We start from the raw sequence: 12,796 nt of genomic DNA, 5'->3' as shown, positions 1-12,796 counted from the left end.
AATACTTAATGAGAGGATGAAAAGTTAATGAAAAAATGTATTAGCCGAGGGTACATGGCTTTAGTGACAGCACTTGTTGTATTTCTTGCATATGGGATTATAAGTTTTGCTGCTGAAGGAAAAGTACAAATTACAGATACTACTGGTAAGGTTGGAGAGGAAATTACAATTCCGGTTTCTATTAGCACAGCGGGAGAACCGATAGGAGATGGAAGTCTGACATTGAATTATGATAGTGCTATGTTAGAGTTTGTCGGTGGCGATAATGCAAGCGGTGGAGATGGAGTGGTTTCTTTAAACGCATCAGGAACAGGTACAGAAACAAGTTTAAATTACACAATAGTATTTAAATGTATAGGTGAAGGAAATACCGTGCTTCAAAGTACTGGATCTACGGCATATCTATTTTCAGATGAGACGTTATATTTACCGGATGTTTCAACTAATATTACAATTGCAGCTGCAGGAACATCGGAACAAGTACTGGCAAGCGGTGGAGATGGACTACTTGAAATCTCAGGAGTGCAGTATACAATTTATAATGATTTTACAGATGCTTTAATCCCTGTAGGATTTTCTAGAACGACTGTGAATTATAATGGCGCAGATTATAATGCAGTTGTGCAGGATGCATCAGGAGTTAAATTTGTCTTTGTGAAATCTGGTGACAGTGATCCGATTTATGCAATGTATAATGAATCAGATAATCATTTTGTACTGGCTAAACAGGTACAGTTAATAAATGATCAGTATATTTATGTTTTAGGAGAAGCTTCTAATACAGATAAATTGCCTAAAACATTTGGAGAAACAACATTAGATATGAACGGACTTGTTTTTCCAGTTTGGCAGGATAGCGAAAATAAAGAATTTTATCTAGTAAATGCATTAGGACCTTCTGGACAGATTGCTTTTTATCAATACGATACAACTGATAAAACATACCAAAGGTATGTAGAGCGTACTTCTGAGAAAGTAGGGGAGACAAAAGAAAAAGGACAGCTACTAGACCAGATTAAGAATGAAGTGTCAGACAATCTATTAAAAATTGCAATTATAATTGTGGCAATTATTATAATTATGTTGATCATAATTATTGTTATAGCATCCAAATTAAGAAATGTAACGGACGAACTTAATCAATTATATGATGATTACGATGAAAAAAATGATTTGCCAAAGAAGAAAACGCGCGAACAATTTATACGCAAAGACGACGACTATGAAATAGAATATGATGATTACATGGAAGAAGACCATGATGCTTTTATGGATGATGAGTATGACGATTATGATGAATTCGATGATTATGATGATGAATCATATGAAACAAAACCATTACCACAAACGAAAAATAAAAAATCAGCTAGTAAAAAATCTTCTAAGAAAAAATATGATATAGAGTTTATTGACTTGTAGAAAAAATAAGAAAGTATATAAAAACTCCTTTTCTAATAACAAGAGTACAATATAGGGTTGTTTCTTGTTGTTGGAAAAGGAGTCATTTAGTTAAACAAAGTTTTTTTATACATTGAACACAAAATCATCACAAAGAATGATTATTATATCATTATAAAATACAAGAGAAAGAGGGAACTGATATGGAAAATCAATATAATTATTATAATCCGGATGATAACCAGTTTCAAAATAATTATTCACAGGGAGAACCTAATCACCAAAAAAATCCGAAAAAAATAACAAAAGTTATAGCAGTGATTGGATTAGCAATTATCTTTGGAATTGTTTCTTCAGGTGTATTCTTATCAACAAGTTATATTGGAACAAATATATTAGGATTAAATAAGAACTCGAATAGTGATGTAAAAGCAACGACAACAGCTGTTACAAAATCGTCCAGTGTTGTAACTTCAGATGTTTCTTCAATTGTCAATGATGTAATGCCATCAGTCGTTGCAATTACGAATATGAGCGTTCAGGAAGTACAGAATTTTTGGGGTCAAACATCCCAATACCAGAGTGAAAGTTGCGGAACTGGAATCATTATTGCGAAAACAGATAATGAGCTTCTTATGGTAACAAACAATCATGTAATTGCAGATAATGAATCTTTAACGGTTACATTTGATGATGATACAAGTGTGGATGCAGATGTAAAAGGAACTGATTCAGAACATGATCTTGCTGTAATTGCTGTTCCATTGGATCAGATTTCTTCGAAAACAATGGAAAAAATTGCGGTTGCAACATTAGGAGATTCGACAGCTCTCCAGGTTGGTGAGCCAGCTATTGCAATTGGAAATGCTATGGGATATGGCCAGTCAGTTACAACAGGTGTTATCAGTGCAGTAAATAGAGAAAGTACTACAACTGATGAGCAAACAGGTGAAACTGAAGAAACCGGCGTAAAATTAATTCAGACAGATGCTGCAATCAATCCAGGAAATAGTGGCGGTCCTCTTGTAAATGCAAATGGCGAAGTGATTGGTATTAATTCTTCTAAGTTAGCAAGTACAACAGTTGAAGGAATGGGGTATGCAATACCAATTAGTGATGTTTCTGACATTATTGATAATCTGATGAATCAAGAAACAAAACACAAGGTTTCTGAAGAGAAAAAAGGATACCTTGGTGTAAAAGGATATGATGTAACAGAAGAAAGTGCTGAAAAATATAATATGCCTACAGGTGTTTATGTCGCTGAAATAGTCAAAGGCGGCGGGGCAGAAGAAGCTGGTATTACAAAAGGCAATGTTATTACAGCACTGAACGGAACAACAGTTAATAGTATGGAGGAACTAGAGAAAGAGTTGGGATACTATGAGAGTGGTAAAACGGTATCTGTAACTATTCAAGTTCCTGAAAACAATGGAGAATGGACTGAAAAGACAGTAGATGTAAAACTTGGAAAATCTTCTAAATAAAGGATAGGGTTACGAAAGTAGTTTGCTTTCGTAACCTTTTTTCATTATTCTCATATCTTAATATTGGAAAATGTTGAAGGGAGAATTAAATTGATAAATACTTCCAATAATATGCGTTATCAACGTCAAGGATATTTTAATTCAAATTACACTTCTTGTGTAAATCAGGCGTGTCCTTGTCAAAGAGAACAAGATGTTTTATTTGATTTACCAATTGCGATGGCGTATGTCCCTTGGCAAAAATGGGAAAAAATATATGATATCCAAAAAGGATTTCAACGAGGAACAATATTTGAAAAATTAGACAAACCATTTCATGGAAAAGGGGGATGTAATAGATGACAACCTGTCCATGTAGAAGAGATTTGTTAAATAAAATTTATGAAGTCAGTTTTGCAGTTGATGATGTAAAGTTATATTTAGATACACATCCCTGGGATGAAGAAGCTTTGTCTTATTTCAGAGAATATAGTCATATGCGTAACGAAGCTTTAAAAGAGTATGCCAGATATTATGGCCCACTAACAATTGATACTGCCGTACAATCTGATTGTGAAAAATGGAATTGGATAAATGAACCTTGGCCATGGCAAGAAGGAGGATGCTAAATGTGGAATTATGAAAAAAGATTGCAGTATCCTGTTAAAATCACTCAAACTAACCCAAAGATTGCACAAGTCATTATATCGCAATTTGGTGGTCCAGATGGAGAGCTGGCTGCATCTATGAGATATTTGTCTCAAAGATATACAATGCCGTATAAGGAAGTAACAGGCACATTAACTGATATTGGAACGGAAGAACTGGCCCATATGGAAATCGTGTGTGCTATAGTGTATCAATTAACCAGAGATTTAACTCCAGAACAGTTAAAAGAATCGGGATTTGATAAGTATTATGTTGATCACACATTAGCTCTTTGGCCTCAAGCTGCCAGCGGAGCTCCTTGGACCGCTACCTATTTTCAATCTAAAGGAGATCCGATAACCGATTTGCACGAAGATATGGCAGCTGAGCAAAAAGCCCGTACTACTTATGATAATATTTTACGCCTTGTGAAAGACCCTGAAGTATGTGACCCTATACGCTTCTTAAGAGAGCGAGAAATTGTTCATTATCAACGTTTTGGTGAAAGCTTAAGAATTGTGCAGGATAATTTAGATAGTAAAAATTTCTATGCAATTAATCCTGAATTTGATTAAATTATAAACAAAAAAGTAGCACTCACTTATTCTTGTAGTATAAGTAAGTGCTACTTAAAATTATATCAATTTACTCACATCATCCAGCGCAGCAGCTATTACTTTATCCATATCATAATATTTGTAATGTCCTAAGCGACCGCCAAATATAATGTGTTCTTCTTTATCTGCCAGTTCTTTATATTTTTGGTAAAGAGCACTGTTTCTTTCATCGTTTACCGGATAATAAGGTTCCATGCCAACAGTCCATTCGGAAGAATATTCTTTGGAAATTACAGTTTTCTCCTGCGTTCCAAATTCAAAATGTTTGTGTTCAATGATTCTTGTATAAGGGACTTCTCGATCTGTATAATTTACAACAGCATTTCCTTGATAATTATCACAATCTAAAGTTTCTGTTTCAAATCTAACAGAGCGGTATTCAAGTGCGCCAAATTGATAATTATAATATTCATCAATCATGCCGGTATAAATGATGGTAGTAGCGATATCGGGATGAGATTTATGAAATTCAAAAAAATCAGTATTGAGTTGTACATCTATACCTTCTAACATTTTTTCAATAATTGCTGTATAACCACCAATAGGAATACCTTGATATCTGTCATTAAAATAATTATTATCATATGTGAAACGAACTGGGAGGCGTTTTATAATAAATGATGGAAGATCTTTACAATCGCGACCCCACTGTTTTTCAGTGTAACCTTTTACAAGCTTTTCAAATACATCACGACCAACAAGAGATAATCCTTGTTCTTCTAAATTTTTAGGCTCTTTAATACCTGATTCAGAAACTTGTTTGGCAATCATTTCTTTTGCCTCTTGAGGAGTACGTATTCCCCACATTTTACTGAAAGTATTCATATTGAAAGGAAGATTATACAGTTCATCCTTATAAATAGCAACAGGTGAATTAATATAGTTATTAAATTCAGCAAATTGGTTTATATAATTCCATATTTTTTTGTCTGAGGTATGAAAAATATGAGCGCCATATTTATGTACGTTTATTGCCTCGATATTCTCGGTATATATATTTCCGGCAATATGCTCACGTTTATCTATAACTAGACATTTTTTGCCTTTTTTCTTCAATTCATTAGCTGCAACAGAACCATATAAACCGGCTCCAACAATTAAATAGTCATATGTTGTCTGATTCAATTTTAAATCCTCGTCTTTCTTGAGTAATACTATAATATTGTATCATGTAATTAGGAAACTGCATAGTGTGGGAGAAAAAATGTCAAGGAATATAAGTTGAAACTTAATAAAAATCATGATAAACTCATGTTGATTATATAAAATAGAAATGTTGAAGGATGTAATATGGATAATAAAAATATAAATACAATAGAAAAGAACTGGCTAAATACAATATTTTGCCTTTATATATTGAGTTATGTATTACCGATAGGTAAAATTTTTAACATTCCGGTTCAAAAAATATGTATCTGTTTATTTTTGGCTGTAAGTGGCTATATATTTATTAAATTGAATGATTGGAAAAGCATAATTAGGACTTCAAAATTGGAGATTGTGGTTTTAATAAGCGGGGCATTATGGTGTGTGGTTAGTTGGTTGCAAGGTTGTGAATATAGTGTGGAGTGTGCTTCGCTTTTATATCTTTCTTTTATTATGTTTTTGATCATCTTGCATTTAATAAAAGAAAATTTACTGGATTTACACAAGATAATGAGATGCTTATTTTGGATGATGCTGGCAAAAATAATTGCAAAAATAATATTAGAAGTTATCTTTTTATGCAAGTTAATTCAATATGAAGTTTTGTATCAGTTATATATACAAATTTTTAATGTAGAAGCAATTATGATGACAATGAAGTTAGGAAGTCTGACATTTGTTAGAGTTCAAAGTACTTCAGATATTCTTGTTATTGGATTATTGCCATTTTTTTTATTACTTCCAGAAATAAGACGAAGTAAAAAGTTTTGGCTTACGGTATTATTAGCAATCTATACAATGATTGTATATTCAAGATTGTATATGGTAGAATTTGCCAGCTTTATGGTGTTATTATTGCTTTTCGAATGGAAATATATTTCCAAAAAAGTGCGATATATTGGAATAGGGGGAGCAGTTTTAACTTCTTTTATTTGGTTTAAACCTATATTTAAAATAGTGCAATATCGTTTTTTCTCTGCAAAAGTAGTTGAGTCAGATTCGGTTCGGCAGATTCAAATACAAGAATTGACCAAAGGAATTTCAGAAGCCCCTCTTTTTGGTCATGGTATGGGAAGTTATCTTCCAAATTTGATTAGAAGTACGACAGCTCCTTTTTCCTATGAAGCAGAATACCTTTCTTTTCTTTATCAGTTCGGCTTAATTGGATTTGTTATGATAATTTTAGGGATTATTAGCGTGTATATCAAGGAGATTTGGCAGTATGTAAAATATAATAATATTCAAATAAAATTATTTACTTTATTGTGCTTAGCGTGGATGTTGGCAAGACCGATATTTAATCCGTCTTTTTATGGTATACAAAATGGTTTCTATGTAATAGGATTACTTTTAATAAATGCTTACTTTAATATAGAGAATAATAATTCCAAAATGGTACAGGTTCAGGATAATCTAGGAGCACAAATTAGATGACAGGACAAAATAGCACAGAAATATGGTATGAACAAAAAAAATTAAAAACTGGATATACAACTGGAAGTTGTGCAGCAGCAGCTACGAAGGCAGCTTTGGAAATGTTATTGTCCGGAAATGAAATACAAAATATTTCTTTGCTCACACCAAATCAAATAGAGCTCTATTTAGAAGTAAAAGATATTTCAATAGCGAGAGACTGGGTGAGTTGTGGTATACAAAAAGATAGTGGTGATGATCCGGATGTGACGAATGGCATTTGTGTGTATGCAAGAGTTGAAAAACGATTCGGAACAGAAATTATCATTGATGGTGGTATAGGTGTAGGGCGTGTGACAAGGAAAGGTCTGGAACAAAGTATTGGTCAGGCAGCAATTAATAAAGTTCCTCGTGAAATGATAATTAAAGAAGCAAAAGAACAATGCGCAAAATACGATTATCATCAAGGCTTGTCCATCGTTATTTCTGTACCAGAGGGTGTTGAACTTGCAAAAAAAACATTTAATCCAAGATTGGGGATAGAAGGAGGAATTTCCATATTAGGGACAACGGGAATTGTGCAGCCTATGAGCGAAAAGGCATTAACAGATACGATTTTCCTTGAAATGAAAATGTTAAAGGAAAATGGTTTCGATTGGTGTTATGCAGTACCAGGGAATTATGGAATTGACTTTTTAAATGATTCATTAGGATTTGATGCGGATATAGCAGTGAAATACAGTAATTATGTAGGAGATGTTATTGATGATGCAGTAAATTTGGATATGAAAGGACTGTTGTTTGTCGGACATATCGGTAAATTGATAAAAGTTGCAGCAGGAGTAATGAACACCCATTCTAGACAGGCTGATTGCAGAATGGAAGTTTTATCTGTACATGCAGCATTATGTGGTGCCGATAGAGCGGTTATACAGGAATTAATGAATTGTATTACAACAACGGAAGCGATTGAGATATTAAAAAGAGAAAACTTATTAGAGACAGTTATGGAATCGGTTATGAAACGGGTTGAATTTTATTTGCAAAATCGAGCCGGAGAAGAGTTGAAAATTGGTGCAATCCTCTTTTCTAAGGAAGAGGGGGTTTTAGGAGAGACAACACAGGTGTCAGAACTTCTTAAACATATACAAGATCAGAAACGACAGGGGTATAAACTAGAATGAAAGGAAAATTTTATGGAGTAGGTGTTGGTTCAGGTGATCCAGAATTATTGACAATAAAAGCACTTCGTGTAATGAAAGAATGCGAAGTAATTGCGATTGCTTCGTCAAAGGAATATATAGAAAAACCTATAATCATTAATTTCGATGAACAAGCGGAATATGAGGCGGCTTTACAAGATTGTGTAGCCTACCAAATAGCTTTGGAAGCCATACCTGAGTTAAAAGAAAAAGAATTATTGTTGCTTCCGATGCCGATGATTAAAGATATGCAGAAATTAAAATTGATACATGAAGCAGATGCAATAAAAGTTATAGAAAATCTAAAAAAAGGAAAATCTGTCGCTTTTATTACATTAGGAGATCCTACTGTTTATTCAACGGTTTTATATGTTCACAAACATCTTCAGGATAAAAATTATGAAACACATTTAATTCCTGGGGTCCCTTCATTTTGCAGTGCTGCAGCAAGGTTGAACATAGGCTTGGTTGAAAATAGAGAGGAGCTTCATATTCTTCCGGCATCCTATGAAATTGAGCAAGAACTACGATTACCAGGAACAAAAATATTGATGAAAACCGGAAAACAGTTAGCAAAAGTAAAACAGTTATTAAAGAATGAAAATTATCAGGTTGAAATGGTAGAAAATTGTGGTATGAAAAATGAAAAAATATATCGAACCATAGACGATATACCAGAAACGACAGGGTATTATTCATTGATGATTATAAAAGAAGCGAAAGAATAAAGGAGGAAAATACGTGATAACATTTGTAGGAGCAGGTCCGGGAGCGGAAGATTTGATTACAGTTAGAGGATTGAAACTTCTTCAAACAGCAGATATTATTGTATATGCGGGCTCACTTGTCAATCCAGAGCTGTTGAATAACAAAAAAGAAAATTGTATTGTCTATAATAGTGCAGAAATGACATTAGAAGAAGTTATGGATGTTATGGTTAATGGAGATCACGAAGGAAAAGAAATTGTGCGTTTACATACAGGAGATCCATGCCTTTATGGTGCGATTAAAGAGCAAATGGATTGGCTTATGAGGGAACAAATTAAATACGAAGTATGTCCCGGAGTAAGTTCTTTCTGCGGAGCAGCAGCGGCATTAAATGCGGAATATACACTGCCCGGTATTTCACAGTCTGTGATTATTACAAGAATGGCAGGGCGTACACCTGTTCCGGAAAGAGAATCAATTCGTTCCTTTGCATCACACCAGGCAACGATGACAATCTTTTTAAGTACGGGCATGCTTTTGGAGTTGCAAAAAGAACTAATAGCGGGCGGCTATTCACCGGATACTCCTGCGGCAATTGTTTATAAAGCAACATGGCCGGAAGAGAAAGTGTATCATTGTACAATAGACTCATTAGCAAGAACAGCAAAAGAAAATGACATCAAAAAAATAGCACTTATCGTTGTTGGCCGTGTATTAAACAGTGAATATCAACGCTCTGAGTTATACCATCCTGATTTTACAACTGAATTTAGAAAGGGAAGAAAGGAGCCTTGATATATGAAGAAAATTTACGTGGTTGGTCTTGGACCAGGGGCTGGAAAGCAGATGACAGGGGAAGCGTATACCGCTTTAGAACAAAGTGAAGTAATTGTTGGCTATCCAGTGTATTTAGATTTGATTCGGGACACATTTCCGGATAAAATATATAAAAGTACTCCAATGAAACAAGAAGTAGAACGATGTCATATGGCATTTATGGAAGCAATGCAAGAAAAAACAACAGCCATGGTATGTAGTGGTGATGCAGGAGTATACGGAATGGCCGGATTAATGCTTCAGATTAGTTCAAAATTTCCAGAAGTTGAGGTAGAGATTATTCCGGGAATCACTGCGGCAATTGGAGGGGCAGCGGTTTTAGGAGCACCGCTGATGCATGATTTTGCCGTAATCAGCTTGAGTGATTTGATGACCCCATGGGATAAAATTGAAATACGATTAAGGGCAGCTGCAATGGCTGATTTTGTTATTTGCCTTTATAATCCTTCCAGCAAAAAACGTAGCGATTATCTGGAAAAAGCTTGCAAAATTATGAAAGAGTTTAAGAAACCAGAGACTATTTGTGGTTTAGTCCGCAATATAGGAAGAAAAGAAGAAACAAGACAGATTCTTACACTGGAAGAGTTAGAACATACGGAGACGGATATGTTTACAACGGTGTTTATAGGAAATGCCCAAACAATGTGTTTAAATCATAAAATGGTCACACCTAGAGGATATAATGTAACAAGATAAGGATTATAAAAATGAATATAACAAGACAGATTTATTTGATTGGGATAGGAATGGGTTCGAGAAATACACGAACATTATTAACAGAGAGCATTTTAGAACAGTGTGATTGCATTATAGGAGCATCCAGAATGCTGGAATCCGTTCAAGAATATAATAAACCTCAATTTTGCTCTTATAAACCAGATGAAATTTGTCAGTGGCTGGATACACATTTACAATATCAGAATATAGGGATTGTTTTATCTGGAGATACAGGATTTTATAGCGGAGCAAAGAAACTGGAAAATGTAATTAAAACAAAATTGGGAAATGATGAGCAGTGTATACAGGTATATCAGATTCCTGGTATTTCGTCTGTTGTATATCTGGCAGCAAAGTTGCATACATCATGGGATGATGCCAAAATTATAAGTGCGCATGGTGAAAAGCAAAATTACATCCAGACTATTGCAAATCATAATAAAACCTTCTTACTTCTTGGTGGAAATGATATTGCAGAAGAAGTTTGTAAAAAAGTAAAAAAATATCATTTGGACGATACTCTATTTTATATAGGTAAAAATTTGTCTTATGAAAATGAATTAATAGTAATTCGGAAGGGTTCTGAACTAACAATAGAAGATTTATCAGGCCTATGTACTGTAATGGTAAAAAACACAAGACCACAAAGTTGGAAGTATAAGGGGATTCCAGAGGAAGACTGGGTACGTGGAAAAGTTCCTATGACGAAAGAGGAGATACGAGAGATTAGTCTTCGTAAATTAGGGTTGACTGAGGAAGCTGTATTGTATGATATTGGGGCAGGAACAGGTTCAGTTTCAATTGAGGCAGCGTTATGTTCAGAAAAAATCCGGGTGTATGCAATAGAAAAGAATCCGGAAGGAATATCGTTAATAGAAGAAAACAAGAAAAAGTTTTGTACAGATTGGGTTACAGCTATTGAGGGAGTAGCGCCGGATGTACTGAGCAAATTAGAAAAACCAACCCATGTCTTTATTGGAGGAACATCAGGAAATTTAAAAGCTATATTAAAAGCTGTGAGAGATAAAAATCCCGAAGTAACCATCGTATTGAATGCAATTTCATTAGAAACAATTAAAGAAATAATGGAGGCAACAAAAGAACGGCTACTACAAAATCCTGAAATTATACAGGTCTGCGTATCAAAAGCGAAGACACTCGGACAATATCATATGATGCTTGGACAGAATCCGATTTATATTGTGACGGATAGAAAGGAAGGCTAAAATAGCTTATGCAAATACCGAGAATAATGATAACCGGTAGCTCCAGTGGAAGTGGTAAAACGGCAATTACATGTGCAATTTTATCCGCACTGAAGCAGAAAAATATAGATGTGGCCGCATGTAAATGTGGACCGGATTACATAGATCCAATGTTTCATAGGGAGGTACTTCAAGTACCTTCCGAGAATCTGGATCTTTTTTTCAGTACGAAAGACTCTCTGCAAGAGTTATTTGTGAACCATGGAAAAAATAGAGACATTGTTATAACGGAAGGGGTTATGGGGTATTATGACGGCCTTGCACTAGAGTCCGATCAGGCAAGTTCCTATGATGTTTCGAGAAGCTTATCTATACCGGCTATTTTAGTTGTCCCATGTAAGGGAATGGCATTATCCGTTGTTCCTATTATTCTGGGAATGTTAGAGTTTCGAAAAGATCAGCAGATAAGGGGAATTATTTTAAATCGTATATCAGGAATGATATATCCACGTATGAAGCAACTCATTGAAACCGAATTGTTGAAATGTGGTTATGATATACCCATAGTGGGATATGTTCCGGAACATGAAGCTTTTCAATTGGAAAGCCGTCATTTAGGATTGAAGCTGCCAGAACATATAATCCATATTCAGAAAAAGCTACATGAAGCTGGTGAGCTTATTAAAAGTACTGTAGATTTGGAACAGATTTTACAAATAGCATGTCAGGCACCACAGATAGAAACAGTAATAAAAAATTCGTTGGATGAAAAGAGTATTGTAAAAAATAGAGTTCGAATCGGAATAGCCAGAGATGAGGCATTTTGCTTTTATTATGAAGAAAATTTACGAATGCTTCGCGAAAAAGGATGCGAATTGGTAGAATTTAGTCCATTGGTAGAAAAAAAACTGCCTGAAAATATAAAAGGATTGATTATAGGCGGGGGATATCCGGAATTGTATGCAGAAAAATTATCAGCAAATATATCTATGAGAAAAGATATTCAAAGCAAAATAGATGCGGGTATGCCAACAATTGCAGAATGTGGAGGGTTTTTATATTTGCATGAAACACTGGAAAATCCAGAGAGAATGAAAATTAAGATGACGAATGTAATAAAAGCCGAAGCATTTAAAACGGACAGATTAGGGAGATTTGGATATATTACTTTAAAGGCAGAGAAAAACGGAAAATTTTTAAAAAAGGATGAAATAATGAAAGCTCATGAGTTTCATTATTGGGACAGTACACAGAATGGAACAGATTGTCTTGCGGTAAAGCCGGATAAAAAAAGAAGTTGGAATTGTATTCATATGAGAGATAATTTATTTGCAGGATTTCCACACCTTTATTTTCGGTCTAATCCAAACTTTGTAGAGCGTTTTATAGATGCCTGTAAAGAATGGGATATTACAGTGAATCAGACGAACTAGATAGAG

The 12,796-nt window shown here is 34.5% G+C and carries 13 protein-coding genes; 12 read left to right on the top strand and 1 reads right to left on the bottom strand.

Annotated features, from left to right (window positions below):
- Window positions 1–27 precede the first annotated feature (27 nt).
- From H8S40_RS07685 to H8S40_RS07665, 5 genes are all read left to right on the top strand, one after another.
- Window positions 28–1,419, top strand: coding sequence for a cohesin domain-containing protein (locus H8S40_RS07685; RefSeq protein ID WP_117989223.1), 1,392 nt, complete (start codon window positions 28–30; stop codon window positions 1,417–1,419).
- A gap of 182 nt (window positions 1,420–1,601) precedes the next feature.
- Complete coding sequence (locus H8S40_RS07680; RefSeq protein ID WP_186864971.1) at window positions 1,602–2,885, top strand: S1C family serine protease; 1,284 nt, start codon at window positions 1,602–1,604, stop codon at window positions 2,883–2,885.
- A 90-nt stretch (window positions 2,886–2,975) separates the two neighbouring features.
- Window positions 2,976–3,227, top strand: a complete 252-nt coding sequence (locus tag H8S40_RS07675; RefSeq protein ID WP_243238205.1) for a spore coat associated protein CotJA — start codon at window positions 2,976–2,978, stop codon at window positions 3,225–3,227.
- Window positions 3,224–3,493 carry a spore coat protein CotJB gene (locus H8S40_RS07670; protein WP_186864970.1) on the top strand — a complete coding sequence of 90 codons (270 nt, stop codon included), beginning with the start codon at window positions 3,224–3,226 and terminating at the stop codon, window positions 3,491–3,493. The genes H8S40_RS07675 and H8S40_RS07670 overlap by 4 nt, the downstream gene beginning before the upstream one ends.
- Entirely contained in the window at window positions 3,494–4,087 is a 594-nt protein-coding gene (locus H8S40_RS07665) for a manganese catalase family protein (RefSeq protein WP_186864969.1), read from the top strand. It begins immediately after the preceding gene.
- A 60-nt stretch (window positions 4,088–4,147) separates the two neighbouring features.
- On the opposite strand, the gene glf is transcribed toward H8S40_RS07665, so the two are convergent.
- Window positions 4,148–5,254 (bottom strand): UDP-galactopyranose mutase, encoded by a 1,107-nt coding sequence (gene glf, locus H8S40_RS07660; RefSeq protein WP_186864968.1) that lies wholly within the window; start codon window positions 5,252–5,254, stop codon window positions 4,148–4,150.
- 165 nt (window positions 5,255–5,419) lie between these two features.
- Between glf and H8S40_RS07655 the strand changes: the two genes are divergently transcribed.
- From H8S40_RS07655 to H8S40_RS16150, 7 genes are read left to right on the top strand one after another with little or no spacing between them, the layout of a single operon-like run.
- Window positions 5,420–6,709 (top strand): O-antigen ligase family protein, encoded by a 1,290-nt coding sequence (locus H8S40_RS07655; RefSeq protein ID WP_118737935.1) that lies wholly within the window; start codon window positions 5,420–5,422, stop codon window positions 6,707–6,709.
- Window positions 6,706–7,872: a cobalt-precorrin-5B (C(1))-methyltransferase CbiD gene (cbiD, locus tag H8S40_RS07650; protein ID WP_186864967.1), complete on the top strand. Its 1,167-nt coding sequence runs from the start codon at window positions 6,706–6,708 to the stop codon at window positions 7,870–7,872. Before H8S40_RS07655 ends, cbiD begins: the two co-directional genes overlap by 4 nt.
- A complete protein-coding gene (gene cobI, locus H8S40_RS07645) occupies window positions 7,869–8,618 on the top strand; it encodes a precorrin-2 C(20)-methyltransferase (RefSeq protein ID WP_186864966.1) in 750 nt (249 codons plus the stop codon). Before cbiD ends, cobI begins: the two co-directional genes overlap by 4 nt.
- A 13-nt stretch (window positions 8,619–8,631) precedes the next feature.
- Complete coding sequence (gene cobM, locus H8S40_RS07640) at window positions 8,632–9,393, top strand: precorrin-4 C(11)-methyltransferase (protein WP_186864965.1); 762 nt, start codon at window positions 8,632–8,634, stop codon at window positions 9,391–9,393.
- Between the two features lie 3 nt (window positions 9,394–9,396).
- Window positions 9,397–10,131, top strand: a complete 735-nt coding sequence (gene cobJ, locus H8S40_RS07635; protein WP_118688016.1) for a precorrin-3B C(17)-methyltransferase — start codon at window positions 9,397–9,399, stop codon at window positions 10,129–10,131.
- Between the two features lie 11 nt (window positions 10,132–10,142).
- Window positions 10,143–11,378, top strand: a complete 1,236-nt coding sequence (gene cbiT / locus H8S40_RS07630) for a precorrin-6Y C5,15-methyltransferase (decarboxylating) subunit CbiT (RefSeq protein WP_186864964.1) — start codon at window positions 10,143–10,145, stop codon at window positions 11,376–11,378.
- A gap of 8 nt (window positions 11,379–11,386) precedes the next feature.
- Window positions 11,387–12,790: a cobyrinic acid a,c-diamide synthase CobB gene (locus H8S40_RS16150; RefSeq protein WP_121055121.1), complete on the top strand. Its 1,404-nt coding sequence runs from the start codon at window positions 11,387–11,389 to the stop codon at window positions 12,788–12,790.
- Window positions 12,791–12,796: the final 6 nt, after the last annotated feature.

Source organism: Ruminococcus hominis, assembly GCF_014287355.1.
GTDB classification, from domain to species: domain Bacteria; phylum Bacillota; class Clostridia; order Lachnospirales; family Lachnospiraceae; genus Schaedlerella; species Schaedlerella hominis.
The sequence above is the reverse complement of the archived record's forward strand: the minus strand, read 5'-3'. Positions and strand labels throughout refer to the sequence as shown.

Bases quoted from the DNA above. Each gene is read 5' to 3' on its own strand.
- cobI (WP_186864966.1), top strand. From the start codon at position 7,869: ATGAAAGGAAAATTTTATGGAGTAGGTGTTGGTTCAGGTGATCCAGAA.
- H8S40_RS07665 (WP_186864969.1), top strand. From the start codon at position 3,494: ATGTGGAATTATGAAAAAAGATTGCAGTATCCTGTTAAAATCACTCAA.
- H8S40_RS07685 (WP_117989223.1), top strand. From the start codon at position 28: ATGAAAAAATGTATTAGCCGAGGGTACATGGCTTTAGTGACAGCACTT.
- cobJ (WP_118688016.1), top strand. From the start codon at position 9,397: ATGAAGAAAATTTACGTGGTTGGTCTTGGACCAGGGGCTGGAAAGCAG.
- cbiD (WP_186864967.1), top strand. From the start codon at position 6,706: ATGACAGGACAAAATAGCACAGAAATATGGTATGAACAAAAAAAATTA.
- H8S40_RS07670 (WP_186864970.1), top strand. From the start codon at position 3,224: ATGACAACCTGTCCATGTAGAAGAGATTTGTTAAATAAAATTTATGAA.
- cbiT (WP_186864964.1), top strand. From the start codon at position 10,143: ATGAATATAACAAGACAGATTTATTTGATTGGGATAGGAATGGGTTCG.
- H8S40_RS07655 (WP_118737935.1), top strand. From the start codon at position 5,420: ATGGATAATAAAAATATAAATACAATAGAAAAGAACTGGCTAAATACA.
- H8S40_RS07680 (WP_186864971.1), top strand. From the start codon at position 1,602: ATGGAAAATCAATATAATTATTATAATCCGGATGATAACCAGTTTCAA.
- H8S40_RS16150 (WP_121055121.1), top strand. From the start codon at position 11,387: ATGCAAATACCGAGAATAATGATAACCGGTAGCTCCAGTGGAAGTGGT.